The sequence below is a fragment of the Streptococcus sp. 151470009-6 genome, assembly GCF_053628175.1.
In genome coordinates this window covers 23,656-44,551 of sequence record NZ_JBSEZF010000008.1, presented here as the reverse complement: position 1 = coordinate 44,551, position 20,896 = coordinate 23,656, and the positions used below count along the sequence as shown (strand labels likewise).

At 41.2% G+C, this 20,896-nt stretch carries 21 protein-coding genes; 1 reads left to right on the top strand and 20 read right to left on the bottom strand.

What is annotated here, in order from left to right; translation table 11 throughout:
- Positions 1 to 100: 100 nt before the first annotated feature.
- The 5 genes from ACUW6H_RS09285 to pbp2a all read right to left on the bottom strand — a co-directional run bounded on the left by ACUW6H_RS09285 (position 101) and on the right by pbp2a (position 3,870).
- On the bottom strand, positions 101 to 574 hold the full coding sequence (locus ACUW6H_RS09285) for a sigma-70 family RNA polymerase sigma factor (protein WP_454364289.1): 474 nt from the start codon (positions 572 to 574) through the stop codon (positions 101 to 103).
- A 120-nt stretch (positions 575 to 694) separates the two neighbouring features.
- Positions 695 to 1,231, bottom strand: coding sequence for a transcription termination/antitermination protein NusG (nusG, locus tag ACUW6H_RS09280; protein ID WP_000376729.1), 537 nt, complete (start codon positions 1,229 to 1,231; stop codon positions 695 to 697).
- Positions 1,232 to 1,283: 52 nt separating this feature from the next.
- Positions 1,284 to 1,460 (bottom strand): preprotein translocase subunit SecE, encoded by a 177-nt coding sequence (gene secE, locus ACUW6H_RS09275; protein ID WP_000505776.1) that lies wholly within the window; start codon positions 1,458 to 1,460, stop codon positions 1,284 to 1,286.
- Positions 1,461 to 1,469: 9 nt separating this feature from the next.
- Positions 1,470 to 1,622, bottom strand: a complete 153-nt coding sequence (gene rpmG, locus ACUW6H_RS09270; RefSeq protein WP_001809375.1) for a 50S ribosomal protein L33 — start codon at positions 1,620 to 1,622, stop codon at positions 1,470 to 1,472.
- Between the two features lie 52 nt (positions 1,623 to 1,674).
- Positions 1,675 to 3,870, bottom strand: coding sequence for a penicillin-binding protein PBP2A (gene pbp2a, locus ACUW6H_RS09265; protein WP_454364283.1), 2,196 nt, complete (start codon positions 3,868 to 3,870; stop codon positions 1,675 to 1,677).
- A gap of 86 nt (positions 3,871 to 3,956) precedes the next feature.
- Between pbp2a and ACUW6H_RS09260 the strand changes: the two genes are divergently transcribed.
- A complete protein-coding gene (locus ACUW6H_RS09260) occupies positions 3,957 to 4,832 on the top strand; it encodes an RluA family pseudouridine synthase (protein WP_454364281.1) in 876 nt (291 codons plus the stop codon).
- 78 nt (positions 4,833 to 4,910) lie between these two features.
- Here the strand turns inward: ACUW6H_RS09260 and gap are convergent, their stop codons facing one another.
- The 15 genes from gap to ACUW6H_RS09185 form a co-directional block, all read right to left on the bottom strand.
- Complete coding sequence (gene gap / locus ACUW6H_RS09255) at positions 4,911 to 5,918, bottom strand: type I glyceraldehyde-3-phosphate dehydrogenase (RefSeq protein ID WP_000260681.1); 1,008 nt, start codon at positions 5,916 to 5,918, stop codon at positions 4,911 to 4,913.
- Positions 5,919 to 6,095: 177 nt separating this feature from the next.
- Entirely contained in the window at positions 6,096 to 7,397 is a 1,302-nt protein-coding gene (locus ACUW6H_RS09250) for an ABC transporter permease (RefSeq protein ID WP_454364278.1), read from the bottom strand.
- Entirely contained in the window at positions 7,366 to 8,049 is a 684-nt protein-coding gene (locus ACUW6H_RS09245; RefSeq protein ID WP_061410128.1) for an ABC transporter ATP-binding protein, read from the bottom strand. Before ACUW6H_RS09245 ends, ACUW6H_RS09250 begins: the two co-directional genes overlap by 32 nt.
- A 175-nt stretch (positions 8,050 to 8,224) precedes the next feature.
- Positions 8,225 to 9,145, bottom strand: a complete 921-nt coding sequence (locus ACUW6H_RS09240) for an XRE family transcriptional regulator (RefSeq protein ID WP_454364276.1) — start codon at positions 9,143 to 9,145, stop codon at positions 8,225 to 8,227.
- Between the two features lie 124 nt (positions 9,146 to 9,269).
- Positions 9,270 to 11,921, bottom strand: a complete 2,652-nt coding sequence (gene adhE, locus ACUW6H_RS09235) for a bifunctional acetaldehyde-CoA/alcohol dehydrogenase (RefSeq protein ID WP_096405936.1) — start codon at positions 11,919 to 11,921, stop codon at positions 9,270 to 9,272.
- Between the two features lie 296 nt (positions 11,922 to 12,217).
- Positions 12,218 to 12,631, bottom strand: a complete 414-nt coding sequence (locus ACUW6H_RS09230) for an MORN repeat-containing protein (protein WP_268706006.1) — start codon at positions 12,629 to 12,631, stop codon at positions 12,218 to 12,220.
- Positions 12,618 to 13,061, bottom strand: coding sequence for a low molecular weight protein-tyrosine-phosphatase (locus tag ACUW6H_RS09225; RefSeq protein WP_454364273.1), 444 nt, complete (start codon positions 13,059 to 13,061; stop codon positions 12,618 to 12,620). The genes ACUW6H_RS09230 and ACUW6H_RS09225 overlap by 14 nt, the downstream gene beginning before the upstream one ends.
- Before the next feature lie 48 nt (positions 13,062 to 13,109).
- Complete coding sequence (yajC, locus tag ACUW6H_RS09220; protein WP_454364271.1) at positions 13,110 to 13,430, bottom strand: preprotein translocase subunit YajC; 321 nt, start codon at positions 13,428 to 13,430, stop codon at positions 13,110 to 13,112.
- 117 nt (positions 13,431 to 13,547) lie between these two features.
- A complete protein-coding gene (gene tkt / locus ACUW6H_RS09215) occupies positions 13,548 to 15,524 on the bottom strand; it encodes a transketolase (RefSeq protein ID WP_454364269.1) in 1,977 nt (658 codons plus the stop codon).
- A 118-nt stretch (positions 15,525 to 15,642) separates the two neighbouring features.
- Complete coding sequence (locus ACUW6H_RS09210) at positions 15,643 to 16,266, bottom strand: HI_0552 family protein (RefSeq protein ID WP_454364267.1); 624 nt, start codon at positions 16,264 to 16,266, stop codon at positions 15,643 to 15,645.
- Between the two features lie 51 nt (positions 16,267 to 16,317).
- Entirely contained in the window at positions 16,318 to 17,304 is a 987-nt protein-coding gene (jag, locus tag ACUW6H_RS09205) for an RNA-binding cell elongation regulator Jag/EloR (protein WP_454364265.1), read from the bottom strand.
- A gap of 14 nt (positions 17,305 to 17,318) precedes the next feature.
- Complete coding sequence (locus tag ACUW6H_RS09200) at positions 17,319 to 18,146, bottom strand: YidC/Oxa1 family membrane protein insertase (RefSeq protein ID WP_192833044.1); 828 nt, start codon at positions 18,144 to 18,146, stop codon at positions 17,319 to 17,321.
- On the bottom strand, positions 18,121 to 18,492 hold the full coding sequence (gene rnpA / locus ACUW6H_RS09195) for a ribonuclease P protein component (RefSeq protein WP_454364263.1): 372 nt from the start codon (positions 18,490 to 18,492) through the stop codon (positions 18,121 to 18,123). Before rnpA ends, ACUW6H_RS09200 begins: the two co-directional genes overlap by 26 nt.
- Positions 18,493 to 18,652: 160 nt before the next feature.
- Positions 18,653 to 19,843 (bottom strand): acetate kinase, encoded by a 1,191-nt coding sequence (locus tag ACUW6H_RS09190; RefSeq protein WP_454364261.1) that lies wholly within the window; start codon positions 19,841 to 19,843, stop codon positions 18,653 to 18,655.
- A 50-nt stretch (positions 19,844 to 19,893) separates the two neighbouring features.
- A complete protein-coding gene (locus ACUW6H_RS09185) occupies positions 19,894 to 20,847 on the bottom strand; it encodes a class I SAM-dependent methyltransferase (protein WP_454364259.1) in 954 nt (317 codons plus the stop codon).
- Positions 20,848 to 20,896: the final 49 nt, after the last annotated feature.

The following is a 20,896-nucleotide window of genomic DNA, read 5'->3' as shown; positions in this document are numbered from 1 at the left end:
TGAAAAGGCGGTGTCTTAACCCCTTGACCAACGGACCTGAGCTTTTCGACTCTTTCTATTATACCTTCTTTTCTCCCTTTGTCAAGAACTTTTTTACATCCTATACAAATTCTTGGAAGACGATAGAAAGCTCCCTCAGTAGGGCCTTGCGTCCTCTGAAGATTTCTCCTCCCATGAGACGGTCAACCAACTCTTGTTTTTCCTTACTCTGCTCGGATTTGTATGTCTTCAGAAGTTCGTGAAAGAGATAATAATCATCCAGTCTCAGCCCTTTTTCTCCTAAGCGGTGACTAATCTCACTCACCTCCTCATAGGGTTCTTTATCGAAACGACGCTTGTGACTTTCCTGTTTACGGATCTTATCTAGGATACGATTCCGGAATTTGGTTTTAAAGCAGACATATAGTCGGTGACGTTCGCCTTCTATCAATTCTGGATGGTGACTGACTAGCTCATAGAGGCACAACATACCCTCCTGGTCCCAGTCCTCTTTCTCCCACAAATGCAGGTGATAATCTTTTCGACACTTATGGACAATCCCTTTGCTTTCTTCGTACAATTCTTTTAGATTCATAGTTCTCTCCTTTCTGCCTTTAGTCTAGCAGAATGCGAGAGCCTATGGGTCTACTTCCTCTATTCTATACTTCTTTCTCCCTCAACGGCACATAAAAAGAGAGGCAGCGCCTCTCGGGGGTTATAATTCTGCAATTTGGTTGAGATTCACTTCTGCAATCGTATCATTACCAAACATAGAAATCATCATCTTCACTTTGTTGTTATCAATTTCAGTAATTTTACCTGTGTAGTCTGCAAAAGCACCATCAATGATGCGGACGGTTTGACCAACTTCAACGTCAATGTCGAACTCCTGAACAGTTTGTCCCATTGAAACCAGAATATCACGGATTTCTTGTTCCAATAGTGGAGTTGGTTTTGATCTGTTACCGTGTGACCCGACGAATCCTGTTACGTTAGGTGTGTTTCGAACAACGAACCATGCTTCATCTGTCATGACCATTTCTACAAGGACATAACCCGGAAAGCGATTCTCTTCAATTTCTTTTTTCTTTCCATTTTTCTCAACTTGCACAGTTTGTGTTGGAATCTCAACGCGTAGAATATTATCCAACATGTTATAAGTTTGCGCACGTTGCAATAGATTTTCTTTTACCTTATTTTCATAGCCAGAATAAGTTTGTAGAACAAACCATCCCTTGTCAAAACTATCCATGATATTTCCTTTCATAATAGAAGAAAGCTAGCAGAAGTTCTCCGCTTTTCTTCTAAAAAATGTTAATAAATCGAATCAAACCTGAAACAATCAACTGGTCAAAAATGTAAATGATGACCACAAAGAAGGCTGTATATTCCATAATGGAGCGAAAATCTCTCCAGCTTTCTTTGCGAGTTGGCCAAGTTGTTTCTTTAAGAAGTTTAAAAATATCCTTAATAAAACCCATCGTTCTCTCCTATCTCGTTTCTCTATGTGTCGTATATTTTCCACAATGTTTACAAAATTTATTTACTTCTAGTCGTGTTGGCTTGGGGTTCCCACTAATTTTGATTGAGTAATTTCTTGAACCGCAAACTGCACATGCTAGGCTTGCTTTTTTTAGTGCCATAACGCCTCCATCTTATCTATTATAACAAGAAACCTAGGCTTTGACAAGCCTCTTAGCGAAATAGATTGAGGATTGAGTCCCATATTGTCTGGGCTTTTTCTTTTATCTTCGCTTCTGAAATTGCCCGGCCTGCTTCATCTACAAGATTTTGAGCACGACTACGAATATCTCCTATTGGGTCTTCCGTCTGATTTGTTTCATTTTCAACGACTTGTTGCTTGGTATTTCCTGGTTCAATACCATTTTGCTTATAAGCATTCTCAACTGTAAAGGTGCTACCAGGAGTATAAGGCAAGATGGTGTTGGCCATGCTTCTAAAGACATGGGCAGCACCATTAGAGGTCGAACCTGCTAGATAATGGTTCTCATCTGTCGTTGGGAAGCCAAGCCAGTGGCTAATTACCACATCTGGAGTATAACCAATCACCCACTGGTCACTGGTATATTCCGGATTGAAAACAGCCTCAGTAGTACCTGTCTTCCCTGCCATGACATAATCTGCTGGCGATGAACTAATCCCTGTCCCATTAGTAAATGTTCCTAGCATCATACTAGTCATTTTATCGGCTACCGACTTATCAATCACTCGTTTTTGAGAGTTCTTATGACTCTTAATGACTTGTCCACTGGCATTTTCGATACGAGTGATAAAATGCGCCTCGGGCATCAGACCTTCGTTAGCAAAGGCTGCATAGGCTTGTGCCATTTGAAGAGGATTTGTCTCGACTCCTCCACCCAGGGCAACTCCGAGAACGCGGTCAACTTTCTCCATATTCAGACCAAATCTCGTTCCAGCTTCAAAAGCCTTATTGATTCCCAAATCATTTACAGTCGCAACCGCTGGTAGGTTGAGTGATTCTGCCAGGGCTTGATACATAGGTACTTCAGGAGAAGTCTTAATACCCGCATAGTTGTCTACTTGATAACTGTTGTACTGCATCGTATGATTATCCAGTTGCTTGTTCAAGGCCCATCCTGCTTCTACTGCGGGTGTATAAACAACTAAAGGTTTAATGGTTGAGCCTGGGCTACGCTTAGACTGAGTGGCATAGTTAAAATTACGAAAGCCTGGTTTGTCATCCCCAGCTACACGACCAACAACTCCACGCACTCCACCAGTCTTGGGTTCTAGAGCGACACTACCTGATTCGGCATGCGTTCCGTCTTCTGCTGTTGGAAATAGCGAAGTGTTTTCATAAATAACCTGCATGTTTGCTTGGTAGTTTTGGTCAAGCTCTGTGTAGATTCGATAGCCGTTGTTGACAATCTCTTCTTCCGTGAGATTGTACTTGGAGACTGCTTCGTTGACAACTGCGTCAAAATAGGATGGGTAACGATAATCAGAAATCTTACCTTCATACTTATCTTGCAGTTGAGAAGCCATATCTACTCCAGCCGCTTCGGTCTCTTGATTTTTATCAATATAGCCCGCCGCAACCATATTTTGTAATACAGTATCCCTGCGGTTAGTTGAATCTTCAATGGAATTCAAAGGATTATACAACTCTGGCCCCTTGAGCATCCCAGCTAGAGTTGCCGCTTGATCAAGGCTTAATTCCACAGCCGATACACCGAAATATTTCTTACTCGCATCCTCTACACCCCAGACACCATTCCCAAAGTAAGCGTTATTGAGGTACATAGTAAGGATTTGCTCCTTACTGTATTTTTTTGTCAATTCTAAAGCTAGGAAAAACTCCTTGGCCTTCCGTTCAACGGTTTGGTCCTGAGACAGATAGGCGTTTTTCGCCAACTGTTGGGTGATGGTAGAACCGCCTCCAGAACGACCTGCTGTGACAATAGCTAGGAAGAAGCGACCATAGTTAATCCCGTCATTTTTATAGAAGGAACGGTCCTCTGTCGCGACGACGGCATTCTGCAAGTCTTTACTAATATCTGTCAGCTCAACATAAGTTCCCTTTTGACCGGATAGGGCGCCAGCCTCTTTTTCTTCGCGGTCAAAAATAAGAGTTCTTGTTTTCAAGGCATTCTGCAAATCATTGACATTAGTGGACTTGGCTATGGCAAACAGATAGGTACCCACCAACAATCCTGTGCTCAATCCGATGATAAGAACAATTTTTGTTAAGTGATAGCGGCGCCAAAATTTCCGTATCGGACCTACATGACCTATTTTTTTTCTATCGCTCCGAGAACGACGCATACTAGTAGAATCAGACTCTGCTGATTCACTCGTTTCTTTTTTAAAAAGAGAAAGGAACTTCTCAAATAATTTATCTAATTTCATGCGTTTATTTTATCATCTTCACCATAGGAACTCAAGAATTTAGCTACTCCCTATCCAAATAGGGCTTTTTTTGTTACAATATCTGTATGCAATTCACATTTACACTACCCGAATCCTTGCCTCAAATGACGGTCAAGCAATTCCTAGAGGAACAACTCCTCATTCCCAGAAAGATCCGTCATTTTTTGAGAATAAAGAAGAACATCTTAATTAACCACGAAGAAGTTCACTGGAACGAGATGGTCAAGTCAGGGGATATTTGCCAGTTAACTTTTGACGAGGAAGATTATCCCCCAAAGGAAATCCTTTGGGGCAAGCCAGACCTCGTTCAAGAAGTTTATCAAGATCAACATCTCATTGTTGTCAACAAACCCGAAGGCATGAAAACTCACGGCAATCAACCAGATGAAATTGCCCTACTCAACCATGTCTCTGCCTACGTTGGTCACACTTGCTATGTTGTTCATCGTCTGGATATGGAAACAAGCGGTTTAGTGCTTTTTGCCAAAAATCCTTTTATCCTTCCCATTCTCAATCGTTTGTTGGAGAAAAAGGAAATCGCTCGTGAGTACTGGGCACTCGTAGAGGGGCAAGTAGGGAGTAAAGAACTTATCTTCCGAGATAAAATCGGTCGTGATCGACACGATCGCAGAAAACGAGTGGTAGATCCCAAAAATGGGCAACATGCCGAAACCCAGGTAAGTCGATTAAAACAATTTCCAAATCAGACTACCCTTGTCCGTTGCAAACTAAAGACCGGTCGAACCCATCAAATCCGTGTTCACCTCTCTCACCATAAACACCCTATTCTGGGCGATCCTCTCTATAACTCTAGATTAAAAACGAGCAGGCTGATGCTTCATGCCTTTCGACTTTCCTTTACTCATCCACTCACCTTAGAAGAGTTTAGCTTCACTGCCTTTTCTGATACATTTGAGAGAGAATTAAAAAAGAATGGATGACCGCTAAATCATCCATTTTGTTTTATCTAAAAATAGAAAAAGCAAGACCTATTAGTCTTGCTTTTATCGACTCATGAATTATTTAGCGATTTTTGCGAAGTATTCAAGAGTACGTACAAGTTGTGCAGTGTATGACATTTCGTTGTCGTACCATGATACAACTTTAACCAATTGTTTGCCGTCAACATCAAGAACTTTAGTTTGAGTTGCGTCGAACAATGAACCGTAAGCCATACCTACGATATCTGAAGATACGATTGGATCTTCAGTGTATCCGTATGATTCGTTAGCTGCTGCTTTCATAGCTGCGTTTACTTCATCAACAGTAACGTTCTTTTCAAGAACTGCTACCAATTCAGTAACTGATCCAGTTGGAGTTGGAACGCGTTGTGCAGATCCGTCCAATTTACCGTTCAATTCTGGGATTACAAGACCGATAGCTTTAGCAGCACCAGTTGAGTTAGGAACGATGTTTGCAGCACCAGCACGAGCACGGCGAAGGTCACCACCACGGTGTGGTCCGTCAAGGATCATTTGGTCACCAGTGTAAGCGTGGATAGTAGTCATCAATCCTTCAACAACACCGAAGTTGTCTTGAAGAGCTTTAGCCATTGGAGCCAAGCAGTTTGTAGTACATGAAGCACCTGAGATAACTGTTTCAGTACCGTCAAGAACGTCGTGGTTAGTGTTAAATACAACTGTTTTAACGTCGTTTCCACCAGGAGCAGTGATAACAACTTTCTTAGCTCCACCTTTAAGGTGTTTTTCAGCTGCATCTTTCTTAGCGAAGAAACCAGTTGCTTCAAGAACGATTTCTACACCGTCAGTAGCCCAGTCGATTTGTTCTGGATCACGTTCAGCAGAAACTTTAACGAATTTACCGTTAACTTCGAATCCACCTTCTTTAACTTCTACAGTACCGTCGAAACGACCTTGAGTTGTGTCGTATTTCAACAAGTGAGCAAGCATAACTGGATCTGTAAGGTCGTTGATGCGAGTAACTTCAACACCTTCTACGTTTTGGATACGGCGGAAAGCAAGACGACCGATACGTCCGAAACCGTTAATACCAACTTTAACTACCATTAGTGATTTCCTCCTTATGAAAATCATGAAATTTTTATTGTGAAAAGAGTAACTTGAATCACTACAAATCACCTTTCAACGAACCTATTATATAACTATTTGAGCTTAATTGCAAGTGCTGACCTTGATTTTCTATGTCAGTTTCTTTTTGATAGGAAGCCTCTGTAATTTCTTTCTCTACTCATAGCGTAAGGATTCCACTGGATCCATTTTGCTAATCTTACGTGCTGGGAAGAAGGCAGAAATATAGCCAAGAAACAAAGCAAAAATGAAGGTCCCTAAAATAGAGAGAAGATTTAATTCAAAAACTTTAGAGATTGATGGATAGAAATGGTGAACAATAACATTCGCTAGACTACCTATCCCTTGAGCAATGATGAAAGCTATAAACAAGGCAATTCCTACAATCCAAAGAGCTTCGTAGATAAAGATTCCTTTCACATCTCTATTTTGATAGCCAACAGCCTTCATGACACCGATTTCCTTAGAACGTTGCATGATATTGATATAAATGATGATGCCTATCATAACTGCTGCCACCACAATCGCTTGTGAAGAAAGCACAATCAGTAATCCCTGGATGACACGAATAAAGGTAATCACAATATCAAGAACAGCCTGTTGAGAAAGAACTGTGTACTTCTTATTTTTCTGCAATTCTTCTGTTACTGTTTTCGTACGAGATGGGTCTTTAAGCTCCAAAATAAAATAGGATACGGCCTTTGTGAATTCAGCTTCTTTTAAAATCGTTTCCATCTGCTTGGAAGCCATAAAACTATTACTATCCTCTGTATCATCTTCGTCATTGATGACACGCACAATATGAGTCTGAAAACCTGCCAACTTGCTACCTTCAGCAGCATTTTCTACAATGCTTGCCGATACTGGTTTGCCAATCACATCACTAGTCGTCAGATTGTTCCCGGTTTGTTCATTCCAATTTTTGAGCAAACTCATCGGAATCGTCAATCCCTGCTCGTTAACATCCGTATAAAGAGAGCCTGCTAGCACTTTTTCTTTTTCATTGCTACTAACAGAAATACTTGTATCTTCATATAAACTCACGATTTGAGCATAAGAAGGCAGGGCTTGGCTAAAATCCACTTCGTGTCCGTCTATGCTGATCTTTGACATGGTCATACCAAAAGGACTCTCTAGATATTTAATATTTTCTTTCCCAATCGTATCTGTGATGTAGTTCTTATCATCTTGGTTTAGAAAACCTCTTCCAGCAACACTAGAATTCAGTGCAATCTGAACTTGGGAAGGAAGCTTGCCTCCGTTGGTATTTTCATCAATCATCGAAATCAAGGCATTTCCTAAACCAAAAGAAATCAACACGCCTACAAAACCAATCGAGGTTGCTACTGCAATCAACAAGTTACGCCACTTTCTTTCTAAAAAGTTACTTAAAGAAAGTTTGAATTTGTTTTTAAAGGACAATCCTTTATTTTTTGACTTCTTCAACGACTTCACCATCCTTCATTTTGATAATCACATCTGCGTATTCAGTAACCTCTGGGTTATGAGTAACAATCAGTACTGTTTTCCCAGCTTGGGCCAAACTTTTGAACACTTCCAAAACCATCTCCTGAGATTGAGAATCGAGTGATCCAGTCGGCTCATCAGCTACAATCATATCTGGTTGGTTTACCAGAGCACGTGCAATGGCTACACGTTGCTTTTGCCCACCAGAAAGCTGTTTTACATTCTTAGCCATAAAAGGCTCCATCCCTAGACTATGAAGTTGCTCCTGAGCGATCCTTGTCATTTCTTTATCCGATAAATCTTTGACATAGAGAGGCAACTTGACATTATCCAGAACCGATTGATGGGGGATGAGATTGAAGTTTTGAAAGACAAACCCAATGTTGTCTTTGCGAAATTGAGTCAATTCAATCTCCGATAGTTCTCTGAGAGACTCCCCTTTAAAATCTAAAACTCCCTCGTACTCCCTATCAAGACCACTGATGATATTCAGTAGACTGGTTTTGCCACAGCCTGACGGACCATAAATCGCTGTAATTTTCCCTTCAGAAATCTGCAGGTTAATATTTCTTAGAGCCTGTTCTTTATGTTTGCCGTCCAAAGCGTAAAATTTTGAAATATTTTTCATGGATAAAATAGACATTATAATCTCCTTTAATCACTTGTGTTATCGTGTACCGATACAAACTAAAATAAACAATGCTAATATAAATTAATCTAACAGAATCAGATTCAAAAAAATTCCTTCTTTTTTCGAATCCATTGTAACAAAAAAGCGACATTTCCCCAATGACAGAAATGTCACTCCTATAAACCCTTTAACGATATCTTTCTAGATCCTCCGTCCATTCATTGTCTAAACTAACGATTAACTTCTCATTGCCAAACATCCTTGCCATCATTTTTGCTTCTTCATACTTTTGTTTGGCTGTTTCATAATCCGTCTGAATATAATATTTCCACTCCACCATCAAGACAATCGGTTGTTTTTGAAAATCTCGTGTTTTTTGCCCTATTTTATTTAAGGTCTCGACTGCCCTCTTAAAATAATGAAGCAACCCCATAATCTCTATACAAGCTAAAGAAGCTAACAAGGAGTCTCTAAGTAAGTCCAAACAATCGAACTCTATCTTATCAACCTGAGAACTTAATTTGTCATGAAAATAAAGAATGGTTTCATGCTCAGATTCTTCTATCTCACCCACATTTAAACCATCCATTAACTGACAGTTGAAATACAGTCTCAATTTCAACAAGTCCTCGGCCTTATATACATCTCTGGATAGTAAGTCTCGTAAACCATTCTCAAGCACACTATCACCATACAAGGAATTACCAGTCGCTCTCACTGCATCTATAGCTTGAAGACAATCCACTACCACTTTCTCATCACGTGGCAAATCATCATAAAAATATTCAAAAATCTCATCAAAATATTCTTCCTTCTGTTCCTGTAACTCTTTATCTCCATAGTCAGGATGATGAAGAAGAAAGTATTTTAATTCTTGGTAACGCTTGGGTAATTCCTTATAGTCTGGCATCAGAATATAGGTTGGAATATCTAGCCTATTCGCTATATATTCTAGTGTTTTTATCGTAGGACGAAATTCTCCTTTTTCGATGCGGACCAACTGACGGACTGACAATTCTGACTCATCCCCACAAAAAACTGGACGACTAAGACCCTTCTTCTCTCTAAGAAGCCGTACCTTCTCTCCTAATTCATTCACTTGTCCCATGTCTTCCTCACAATGCCATAAAAATGTTTGATGTTCAAATAAATATATGCGCTTATTATACCATTTTTCAAAAAAATGTACAAAAAAGAGACAGGATTTCTCCTGTCTCTAGGCTGATAAACGATTATTTACGACGTCCTGGACGTTCTGCATAACCATAGTAAGCATCTGCCATGATTTCTTCCATGTCAGCTACCATTGGCAAGCGTGGGTTAGCAGGTGAACATTGATCTTCATAAGCAAGCAAGGCAATTTCATGCAAGCTGTCTTTCCAAGCTTTTTCATCAATTCCTTGATCCTTGAAGTTCATCTTGATACCTACTGCAACACCAAGTTCGTAAACAGCTTTAGCGTATGCTTCAACTGCTTCTTCTGGAGTTGAGTGAGGCAAGCCAAGCATTTTCGCGATGTCTTGGAATTTCTCATCAGCTTTCCAGTAGTTGTATTTAGGCCATGTAGTTGTCTTAGATGGACGAGTTCCGTTGTAACGGATAACATATGGAAGCAAGATTGCGTTTGTACGTCCGTGAACAGTATGGTGAACACCACCAATCTTGTGGGCCATTGAGTGGCTCATACCAAGGAAGGCGTTGGCGAAGGCCATACCAGCCATTGTAGACGCATTGTGCATTTTCTCACGAGCTTCTGGGTCAGCTGTCTTAACTGATTTTTCCAACCATTCAAAGACAAGTTTGATTGTTTGAAGCGCAATACCGTCTGTGTAGTCGTTAGCGAAGTTTGAAGTGTAGGCTTCAGTAGCGTGTGTCAAGACGTCCATACCTGTATCAGCAGCGATAAAGTCTGGAACTGATTCAACCAAAGCAGGGTCAACAATCGCAATAGTTGGTGTCAATGAGTAGTCAGCCAATGGGTATTTGCGGTTGTTTTTCTTGTCAGAGATAACGGCAAATGGTGTTACTTCTGAACCTGTACCTGAAGTTGTTGGGATACCGATGTACTTCGCTTTCTTACCAAGTGATGGGAAGCGGAAGGCACGTTTACGGATATCCATGAATTTTTGAACCAAGTCACGGAAGTCGATTTCTGGTTGTTCGTAGAAGAGCCACATCACTTTCGCAGCGTCCATTGGAGAACCACCACCAAGAGCGATAATTGTATCTGGTTCAAATGCTTTCATCACTTCAGCACCACGTTCTACAGTTGTGATGTCTGGATCTGGTTCAACATCTGAGAAGACTTGAATAGTTACACGGTTGCTACGTGCGTTCAATTGATCGATAACACGTTGTACGAAACCGAGTTTTTCGATAGATTTGTCTGTAACAATCAGAACGCGCTCAATATCTTCACATGTTTGAAGGTATTGGATAGAGTTGCGTTCGAAGTAAATTTTTGAAGGAACTTTAAACCATTGCATATTATTTCTACGTTTCCCTACTTTCTTGATGTTTAGAAGGTTAATAGCGCTCACGTTATCACCAACTGAGTTGCGTCCGTATGAACCACATCCAAGTGTCAATGATGGGATGAAGGCATTGTATACGTCACCGATACCACCGAAAGTAGATGGAGAGTTCCAGATAATACGCATAGCTTTGATTTCTGTACCAAAGCGTTTAGCAAGCTCTTCGTCTTTTGTATGGATAGCTGCTGAGTGACCAAGTCCGTTAAACTCAACCATTTGACGAGCTTTTGTAAGACCATCTTCTGTGTCTTCAGCTTTTAGGACAGCAATAACTGGTGACAATTTCTCACGAGTCAATGGTTCTTTTGGTCCTACTTCTGCACATTCTGCAGCCAAGATATTTGTTCCTTCTGGAACGCTGAATCCTGCTTGTTCTGCAATCCATGTAGCTGGTTTACCAACGATGTTGGCATTTAGTTTAGCACCAGCACAGTTTTTGCTGTTTGCTTTAACGCCGAAACAGAATTCTTCAAGAAGTGCTTTTTCTTTTTTGTTTACAAAGTAAGTGTGGTATGATTTGAATTCTTCTACAAATTCGTCATACACTTCTTTATCAATGATAACCGCTTGCTCTGATGCACAGACCATACCATTATCAAAGGATTTAGACATAACGATGTCATGGGCAGCTTGACGAAGGTCGGCAGATTTTTCTACATAGGCAGGAACGTTTCCGGCACCTACCCCAAGAGCTGGTTTCCCACATGAGTAAGCCGCCTTAACCATGGCATTACCACCAGTTGCAAGGATAGTCGCAATACCTTCGTGGTTCATAAGCGCTCCAGTTGCTTCCATAGATGGCTCTGTAATCCATTGAACACAGTTTTCAGGAGCTCCAGCTGCGATTGCCGCATCACGAACGATTTGTGCTGCATGAGCAGAAGATTCTTGAGCTGATGGGTGGAAGGCAAACACGATTGGATTACGTGTTTTCAAAGCAATCAATGATTTGAAAATTGCTGTTGATGTTGGGTTTGTTGTTGGAGTGACACCACACACAACACCGACAGGTTCTGCAATTTTAGTCAATCCTGTAACGGGATCATCTTCGATAACTCCGACAGTTTTAACTCCTCGCATGTTATTCACAACATGTTCACAGGCAAAAAGGTTTTTTGTAGCCTTGTCTTCAAATACACCACGACCAGTTTCTTCAATTGCGTGTTGTGCTAGGATACCGTGCGCATCAAGAGCTGCAACTGAAGCTTTCGCTACGATGTAGTCAACTTGTTCTTGGTTCAACTTGCGCATTTCATCAAGCGCAACCAAAGCTTTTTGTACTAGTCCGTCTACATGCTTTTCAGCAGCGAGTTGTTTTTGCTCAGGTGTTACAGTTTTTTTATCAGCCATATTTTCCTCCATAGCCTTAAAGGATTTAAACCCTTTGTTAATTTTTTCACAAGTTTATTATAACTCTTTTTTCAGACTTTGTAAACAGTTTCATGCAGATTTCACAAAGAAATCTTATTCATTTGTGAAATTATTATCAATGTCGCGGTGCTACGGGATTTTACTCTAATGATTGTGAAATTAGAATAAAAATATTTTTATTTCACAAACTTTTTCTACATTGAGGATTCTTCTCTAACAAGTGTTCTGGTAAGCGCTTTCTTTCCCGTCTGTAAGAATACCCCCTAATCAGGAGGTTATTGTTTTTGTTGGAAAACACCTTGTTTAAAGCTTCCTTCATAGACAACTTCTTGCTCGGTTGTCAATTTCCCTTGACCTTCGGCCTGGCCGTTTACAAAATCGCCTTCGTATTTCCAGCCAGATTTGGACTGGAAGGTTCCTTTACCATTGAAAGCCCCATTATTGAACTCTCCTGTGTATTGGTCCCCGTTTTCAAAGGTCATAGTCCCCTGACCATTCATCTTTCCTCTTACCAAGGTTCCATCATAAACAAGGGCACCATTGTCAAGTGTCAGTACTCCTTTTTTTGGTATGTTTAGTAGAAAAACTGATACGGCACAGATAGCGATTAGAAGAACGCTTGCAATCTCTATACGCGGGCGAGTTAGATATACTCGATATTTTTCGAAGATTTCTTTAAACTTTTCCATTGTCACTCTCATTTTCTAAACGGTCTAACCAGCTTTGGCATCCACTTGTGATGCGCGCATAGGTTTCCTCAAAATCTCCTGTGTACCATGGATCTGGAACACTTTCAGATGCAAAAGCATAGATCTTGTGCTCTTGTTCCTGAGGACACATTTGACGCAAATCTGAAACGTTTGAAGCATCCATACCGATAATATAATCAAACGACTCAAAGTCATCTCTGCTAATCTGAAGCGATGTTTTGTCTTTGTCATAAGGAATCTGATACTGCTGGAAAATCCCTTGCGTTCCCTTATGAATCGGATTGCCATGTTCCCAAGACGAAGTTGCACGACTCTCAACTTGATAATCACTCGTCATGGACTTCATCACAAACTCTGCCATAGGACTGCGGCAAATATTTCCTAAGCACACAAATACTATTTTTTTCATCCCTTTTCCTCTCATATCATAGAAAAACGGGAGTGATAGGATCCCGTTTTATTCTTCGATTGCTCCACTTTCGTCGATAACTGCTCCTTCTGGTGTCACAGCTTCTTTGAGTGGCAACACTGTCTTGATAGCAGCTAATTCAAAAGTCAAATAAACACCATCTACGTCCAGTACGATTGTTCGTTTCTCAGTATCTACTTCATCCACTGTTCCGTAGAGTCCACCGATTGTGATCACTTCATAGCCTTTTTGAAGCTTGTTCAAGCTTTCCATACGCTTTTGAGCTTGTTTCTTTTGAGAACGTTGCATAAAGAACATCAAGGCAAACATCCCTACAAGCATGATAAAAAAAGTAATATTTGGATTCATTGTTTTCTCCTTTGTATTTTACATAGAACTACTATATCAAATTTCAGCTACTTTTACAAGGTTGTACCTTGTTTTTATGGTTATAAAAAATCAGAGTTTTCACTCTGATTTTTGTGATTATTTCAAGTTTTGAACAACTTTGACTAGATTTTCAACTGTAAATCCGTACTCTGCCAATACTTTTGGTGCTGGGGCAGATGCTCCAAAGGTATCAATACCGAGAACTGCACCATCAAGACCAACATATTTGTACCAGTTTTGAGTTGCTCCCATTTCGACTGCAACACGACGGCGGACTGCATTTGGAAGGATTTCTTCCTTGTAAGCTGCATCTTGTGCGTCAAAGACATCTGTAGATGGCATGCTAACTACGCGGACTTTTGCACCTTGACCAGCCAATTCTTTGGCAGCTGCGACAGCGAGATTTACCTCAGAACCTGTTGCAATCAAGATCGTGTCAAAGTCAGCTGCATTTTCATAGACAACATAGGCACCTTTCGCAACCTTGTCGAAGTCTGTTCCCTCTTCAACAGTCAAGTTTTGACGTGTCAAGACAAGGGCAGTTGGTGTCTTTTCGCTTGTCACTGCAAGGTACCAAGCTGCTTGAGTTTCACGCGCATCTGCTGGGCGGAAAACATTGAGATTTGGCATAGCACGAAGACCTGCTAGGTGTTCAACTGGTTCGTGAGTTGGACCATCTTCACCAACCGCAATAGAGTCATGGGTGAAGACATAAGTCACAGGAAGTCCTTGTAAGGCTGACAAACGGACAGCTGCTTTCACATAGTCAGAGAAGACAAAGAAAGTACCACCGTATACACGAAGTCCACCATGAAGGGCCATCCCGTTCAAAATCGTTCCCATTGCAAATTCACGAACACCAAACTGAATGTTGCGGTTCAAGCGATTGGCATCATCTTGAAGTCCGTCAGTCTTGATATAAGTCATGTTTGAGTGAGCGAGGTCAGCGGATCCACCTAAGAAGGTTGGCAACTTAGTCGCCACAACATTCAAGGCATCTTGGCTTGAATTACGAGTTGCTTGAGAGAAGCCGTTTTCTAAGGCTGGGAAGTCTGCTGGAGTTACCTCAACTGGGTCGCGTCCGTCTATGATGGCTTCTACTTCTACAGCCAGTTCTGGATGAGCCTCTTTATAATCAGCAACTAATTTTGTCCAAGCTTGATAAGCTGATGCGCCACGATCTGCAACATTTTCTTTGAAATCAGCGTAAACTTGTTCTGGAATTTCAAATGGTTCATAGTCCCAACCGAGAGCTTGGCGAGTAGCCGCAGTTTCATCTGCTCCAAGAGGAGCACCGTGTACCGCATTCGTTCCTTGTTTATTTGGAGAACCGTATCCAATAACAGTCTTCACTTCAATCAAAGATGGTTTTCCTGAAGCTTTAGCTGTTTCGATAGCGGCATGGATTGCTTCCAAGTCTGTCCCATCTTCAACCAAGGCTGTATGCCAACCGTAGGCATTGTAACGGTCACGAACACTTTCAGTAAAGGAATCCTTTGTTTCACCATCCAAGTTAATGTCATTTGAATCATAAAGAACAACCAACTTGTCGAGTTTTTGCAAACCTGCGTATGAAGCTGCCTCGCTTGAAACACCTTCCATCAAATCTCCGTCGCCACAGATCACATAAGTATAATGGTCAAAGATATTGAAGCCTTCGCGGTTATATTTGGCTGCCAAAAAACGTTCTGCTTGGGCAAAACCAGTAGCAGTCGAAATCCCTTGTCCTAGAGGACCAGTTGTAGCATCAACCCCTGCAGTATGACCAAATTCTGGGTGACCTGGTGTTTTAGAACCCCATTGGCGGAAGTTCTTGACTTCATCCATGCTGACATCTTCAAAACCAGAAAGGTGAAGAAGGGCATAGAGAAGCATAGAACCGTGACCTGCTGAAAGAATAAAGCGGTCGCGGTTGATCCAGTTTGGTTGAGCTGGATTGATACGAAGTTGCTTTGTAAAGAGGCTATAGGCCATAGGAGCAGCCCCCATAACCACCCCTGGGTGACCTGAGTTTGCTTTGTTGATGGCGTCAATACCTAGAAAACGAATTGCATTAACAGATAGATTTGACATAGAATTTCCTTTCTCTTTGAGGTGATTAATGAATCACACATCCTATTTTACTATTATATGAAAAAATGTATAGAATAGCAATAAAACAATTTGCGTTCATCTATCACATTTGATTTGTCTATCCCCTCGTCACTTCATAGTACGGGAGCAAGCGAGTATAAGCGTCTTCTAGCTCCTCCAATATCGCTTCTACTGACTGATTTTCAATGAAGGAAACATCTGACTTGACTAAGACTTTACGAACTTCCTGATTGCGCACCTTCTCGCGTAAGAGCAGACGGTTTTCTTCATTAGCTTCTACCTTTTGACTTTGACCATCGGTGTATGTTAGATAATAGATTCCTTCTACTGGTGGAAGCTCTAAAATCTTGGCTTGTTTGCTCAGCGTCTGCTCATCCTTCTTGCGCTCGATGAAACTGACTTCTAAGGAAATCCCAAAATCTGAGGGTTCCCCATACAAACGCAAGGCTAACATGGGTTCTGTTACCTGCCCCTCTCTCTGTAGATAGGCCCAGAAATGCGGTCGCAAGCGCTGCGCTTGATTCATCCACTGACTAGTCTGTTGCAATTGCCATTCGGGATGACTTGCTTGGAAGATTTTGGCCAGGTTTGTAAAAGCCTTACGAGCCTCCTGCCCTTTGTGGCGCAATTCCAGCATCTTCTCTCGCTCATCCCCAGACTTATCTGGATTACGATACTGGATCCCCGCGTAAGATAGATAGTTTCTGATGGTTTCCATCATCGGTCTCTTCTCCTTTTTTCTAGCAAAAAATCAGGTCAAACCTGATTTTGTTTATTCTGTATCTACGACAACATAGCGATTTGGCTCATCACCCTCAGAATAGCTAGTCACTCCATCCATGCGTGAAATAATGCGATGGATAATCTTGCGTTCGCTATTCGACATTGGATCTGTTTGCTGGCTACGGCCTTCCTCCAAAACGCGATTCGCCAATTTTTGAGCGTAGGTTTGTAACACTTCTGCACGGTGTTCAACATAATCATTGACATTAATCGTAATATAGAAAGTTCTTGAATAGCGATTATAAAGATAATTTTGTGCCAAGAGTTGAAGGGCCTTCAAGACTTTTCCATGATAGCCGATAATACGACCTGGTTCGTTGGTGTCAATTTGAAGATTGATGGTACGACGATTGCAGTCGCTCGAAATCGTACCTTCAACATCCATATCATCCACAATGGTTTGAACGTAGCTAGCTACTTCTGTTGCCACTTGTTCGGTATCATAACTTGGCTCTACTTTTAATCCCAAATCTTCCAAGGATTGGCTCGCTACTTCTTGCGTTTCAGCTTCTTTTTCTGGAGCAGGCTTAACTTCCTCAGAAACATCTTCTGCTTGCAGTTCATTTAAAATTGAAATATGCCCTGTTTCTTCCAAAATCGTGCTGGCATGTTTTTCATTTTTCAAGATTTCAGCCTTGACCTCTTCAGAGACACCCTGACCTTCTTCTTCAATTTTCTTGATGGCTTCAACCACATATCCCAAATCAACTGTCGCTTCGCTGACGGTTTTCACTGGTTCATTCTTTTCATTGACTTCTTTTGGAACACCTTTGACAGCCTGTTGATTGGCTTTAATCACTGTTGTTTCACTGATTGCTTCGATATCAACTTGAGCTGGCTTCTTACCAAACAAGCCCAAGAAACCTTTTTTCTCTTTTGAAACGACCTTGATGTGGGCCTTCATTCTTGAAATATTTAATTCTTTCAACCCTTTTTGGATTGCTTCTTCAACCGTTGAACCTGTAAATAATACCATTACCAGATTCCTCCTTATTTTTTCTTTTTCTGTGCTTTCTTCAAGGCTCTTCTCTTCTTGCCTTCTAAATCTCTTTCTGCTTGGACTACTGCTTCTCTTTCAGCAATAATCTTGAAAGGATTGTTCAAGAAATAGGTTTGCAAAACTTGATAAGCATTGGATACTGCCCAGTACAAGGCAACTCCACTAGGCGCAGAGATGGCAAAGATAAAGATCAGTACCGGCATCCCGTACATCATCCCTGTCATAGCTCCACTTCTTTCAGGCAAAGCCTTATTTGATAACCAACTGCTCAAGAAGGTAAAGACTGCCGCCAAAATCGGAAGGATAAAGCTTGTGTCTACTCCCCCTAGGTTCACCCATAAGAAGTGCCCTGTTTTTAAAAATTCCACTCGACTCAAGGCTTGGAACAAAGCCAAGAGGACCGGCATTTGTATTAGAATCGGCCAAATAGAGGACGAATGTTTGACCCCCAATTCCTTATAGACCTTCCGCATCTCCTGGTCTAGCTTGGTTCTACTTTCCATATCACGACCCGGATATTGTTCTTGTAGCGCCTTGATGCGTGGTTGAGCCTCTTGCATTTTTCTAGAGGCAACCATCTGAGTCTGAAAGACTGGTAATAGAATCGTACGAATCAGGATTGTAAAGAGGATAATCCCCACTCCGATACTAATGTCAAAGGACAAAAAGCGGATAATTTCAGCAAAAAAATAGACAAATTTGCTCCAAAGATCTGTCGAATCTGCCGTTATGTCGCTAGCTGTACCATTTGTTGCACAGGCCGTCATGGTAAACAAGGACAGACCCAACAAACTAGTCAACTGTAGTTTCTTTTTCACTCCCATTTCCTTCCTGGTATATCTTTGATAACTTTAATACGTGGAGTAGATTTTTCTCCATCTCTGCATATTCCAAGGTTTCCACCCCTTTTCGAGCAATCACAACAAAATCGACATGATCTACCAGACTCCCCTTTGCATTTTGTATGATATGTCGGATTCGTCTCTTAATTTGATTTCTGGTAACTGCATTCCCCAGTTTTTTACTAACGGACAGTCCTACTCGAAAATGGTTTTGCTGGTTTTCCAATTGGTAGATAACAAATTTTCGATTGGCAAAACTTGTTCCTTCCTTGAAAATTGCCTTAAAATCTTTCTCTCTTTTTACACGAAAGTTTTTCTTCAAAACTCAACTCCATCTATTAAATTACTACTATTATACCATATTTTTCCAAAAAGCCAATAACAGCAAGGTTTTAGAGATTTTCTCTATAAAAAAAGGTGGAAAACTACGTTTTCCGACCTTCTTTTCTTCTATTATTTGCTCAATAAAATGTTAAAACAGCTTATTTTTTCAAGCGTTCCACATCACGCGCAATCACTAATTCTTCATCAGTTGGGATAACCAAGACACGAACAGATGCAGCATCTGTTGAGATATCTCCAGTTACGCCAAAGACGTTCTTCTCTGAATCTACATCACATCCAAACCAAGAGATGCCTGAAATAACATCACGACGGAAATTTACTGCATTTTCACCAACACCTGCTGTAAAGATGATTGCGTCTGCTCCGTTTAGGACAGCAAGGTATTGACCGATGTGTTTTTGGATACGGTCAACATAGATTTCATAAGCCAATTTCGCATCGTGGTTACCTTCTGCTACAGCTGCTTCGATATCACGCATATCACTTGACTTGCCTGAAACACCCATGAGTCCTGATTCACGATTGAGAATACGACTGATATCTTCTGGCGTGTTGAAGTCCTCAGTATACTGCATCAAATAAGGGATGATAGCTGGGTCAATATCTCCTGTACGAGTTCCCATCATCACTCCACCAAGCGGTGTGAAGCCCATAGAAGTGTCAACCGAACGACCGCCCTTAACTGCCGTAATCGAAACACCATTACCGATGTGGCAGGTAATCAATTTCAAATCTTCTAGAGGGCGTCCCAAAAGTTTTGCTGCTTCTCCAGCTACAAACTGATGACTTGTCCCGTGGGCTCCGTATTTACGAACCTTGTTCTCAGTGTAATACTTAGTTGGTAGAGGATAGCGGTAAGCCTTCTCTGGCATGGTTGTGTGGAATGAGGTATCAAACACAACAACACTAGTAATATCCGGAAGCAATTCCTTGAATGCACGAATTCCTGCTGCGTTGGCTGGATTGTGGAGAGGAGCCAAAAGTCCCAACTCTTCGACTTTCTCTAAAACATCGCCCTCAACGATCGTTGATTCCTTGAAGTATTCACCACCAGCTACAACGCGGTGTCCAACACCTGTAATCTCATCATAAGATTTGATGATATCGAAACGAATCAAATCATCCAATAAAATTTTAACGGCTTGTGTGTGATCGTCAATATCAAGAATTTGTTTTTCAGAACGGTCGTCAAATTTTACAGTTGAGATCGAATCCTTCAAGCCAATACGTTCAATCAAGCCTTTCGCCAATACAGTTTCTTCTGGCATTTGGTACAGTTGCCATTTCAAACTTGAACTTCCAGCATTGATTGCAATTGTTTTTGTCATAACATGATACCCCTTTTTAAGCGTTTTCACCTATTATAACAAAATCTACCTTATATTTCAGTACCTTTGCTCCAATTTTGAAAATTTTCTTTAAAGGTCAACAATACTGACGGATCTTGCAGACTTGTTAGAGGATAGACAAAAGGTTCTGTTTCCTTGTCTCTTTTCTTTTGTAAGAAAAAAATACTCTTGGCCTGACTGGCCGTTGAAAAAATATCCTCTGGTAAGGCGATGATAGCAGCCAGACTGACTTCGTCTTTGAGCCAAGCTTTTAACAAATCACTTTGGGGACTGGTCAACAAATCACTCGGAGCCAGAAAAATAGCATAGCCATCTGACTTGAGGTACTTAAGACCTTGTTCCATCAGCAAATGATGGGCATAGGTATGTTCTTGACTAGAAGCCACTTGATAGCGTGAAGCGATGGCATCGTCTGGGTAATAGCCGACAGGCAAATCGCTGATGACCACATCGCTTTCTTTAAGCATTTGCGGTCGAACGGCATCACCTTGAACAAAACCTGCCTGCAAACCAATCACATCTGCCATACTGGCTGCCAGATCAATTAGCAAATCATCCACTTCGACTCCCAAGTAATCCACTTTTTTAGCAAGAGAAGTCAAGAAGGTAGCCCCCAGAATCCCCATGCCAGAACCCATTTCGAGGATGCTAATTTCCTCTTTATGAAGCAACTCTTCCACAATAAGTACCAAGAGGAGGGCAATGGCATCCGGTGTAAACTGGTGATTGGCTTGTAAAGGCTCCGTTTGCCCTGCCTTCATCAAGATAAACTGGTAGGTCTTGAGCCACTCTTCCTTGCGAAGGACTAAGCGCCTAAGGGCTTGATTGTTCTCCTTGACCTGCTCTAGCTCAGTCTCACCATCTAGGTAGATACTATTTTGCTCTACCAAGGCGTCATAAAAGTTGGTCGCCAAATCACTTTGGATGACTTGGACATTCTCTAGTAAATACGTATAAGCTTGTTCAATTTTTTCAAAATCCATATTCCTATCTTATCAAAATTCCCCTATTTTTTCCATCTGAAGAGAAAAA

What these genes read in the sequence shown, in the direction of transcription:
- ACUW6H_RS09285 (WP_454364289.1), bottom strand. Translation starts at nt 574, where the DNA reads ATGAATCTAAAAGAATTGTACGAAGAAAGCAAAGGGATTGTCCATAAG.
- nusG (WP_000376729.1), bottom strand. Translation starts at nt 1,231, where the DNA reads ATGGATAGTTTTGACAAGGGATGGTTTGTTCTACAAACTTATTCTGGC.
- secE (WP_000505776.1), bottom strand. Translation starts at nt 1,460, where the DNA reads ATGGGTTTTATTAAGGATATTTTTAAACTTCTTAAAGAAACAACTTGG.
- rpmG (WP_001809375.1), bottom strand. Translation starts at nt 1,622, where the DNA reads ATGGCACTAAAAAAAGCAAGCCTAGCATGTGCAGTTTGCGGTTCAAGA.
- pbp2a (WP_454364283.1), bottom strand. Translation starts at nt 3,870, where the DNA reads ATGAAATTAGATAAATTATTTGAGAAGTTCCTTTCTCTTTTTAAAAAA.
- ACUW6H_RS09260 (WP_454364281.1), top strand. Translation starts at nt 3,957, where the DNA reads ATGCAATTCACATTTACACTACCCGAATCCTTGCCTCAAATGACGGTC.
- gap (WP_000260681.1), bottom strand. Translation starts at nt 5,918, where the DNA reads ATGGTAGTTAAAGTTGGTATTAACGGTTTCGGACGTATCGGTCGTCTT.
- ACUW6H_RS09250 (WP_454364278.1), bottom strand. Translation starts at nt 7,397, where the DNA reads ATGGTGAAGTCGTTGAAGAAGTCAAAAAATAAAGGATTGTCCTTTAAA.
- ACUW6H_RS09245 (WP_061410128.1), bottom strand. Translation starts at nt 8,049, where the DNA reads ATGTCTATTTTATCCATGAAAAATATTTCAAAATTTTACGCTTTGGAC.
- ACUW6H_RS09240 (WP_454364276.1), bottom strand. Translation starts at nt 9,145, where the DNA reads ATGGGACAAGTGAATGAATTAGGAGAGAAGGTACGGCTTCTTAGAGAG.
- adhE (WP_096405936.1), bottom strand. Translation starts at nt 11,921, where the DNA reads ATGGCTGATAAAAAAACTGTAACACCTGAGCAAAAACAACTCGCTGCT.
- ACUW6H_RS09230 (WP_268706006.1), bottom strand. Translation starts at nt 12,631, where the DNA reads ATGGAAAAGTTTAAAGAAATCTTCGAAAAATATCGAGTATATCTAACT.
- ACUW6H_RS09225 (WP_454364273.1), bottom strand. Translation starts at nt 13,061, where the DNA reads ATGAAAAAAATAGTATTTGTGTGCTTAGGAAATATTTGCCGCAGTCCT.
- yajC (WP_454364271.1), bottom strand. Translation starts at nt 13,430, where the DNA reads ATGAATCCAAATATTACTTTTTTTATCATGCTTGTAGGGATGTTTGCC.
- tkt (WP_454364269.1), bottom strand. Translation starts at nt 15,524, where the DNA reads ATGTCAAATCTATCTGTTAATGCAATTCGTTTTCTAGGTATTGACGCC.
- ACUW6H_RS09210 (WP_454364267.1), bottom strand. Translation starts at nt 16,266, where the DNA reads ATGATGGAAACCATCAGAAACTATCTATCTTACGCGGGGATCCAGTAT.
- jag (WP_454364265.1), bottom strand. Translation starts at nt 17,304, where the DNA reads ATGGTATTATTTACAGGTTCAACGGTTGAAGAAGCAATCCAAAAAGGG.
- ACUW6H_RS09190 (WP_454364261.1), bottom strand. Translation starts at nt 19,843, where the DNA reads ATGACAAAAACAATTGCAATCAATGCTGGAAGTTCAAGTTTGAAATGG.
- ACUW6H_RS09185 (WP_454364259.1), bottom strand. Translation starts at nt 20,847, where the DNA reads ATGGATTTTGAAAAAATTGAACAAGCTTATACGTATTTACTAGAGAAT.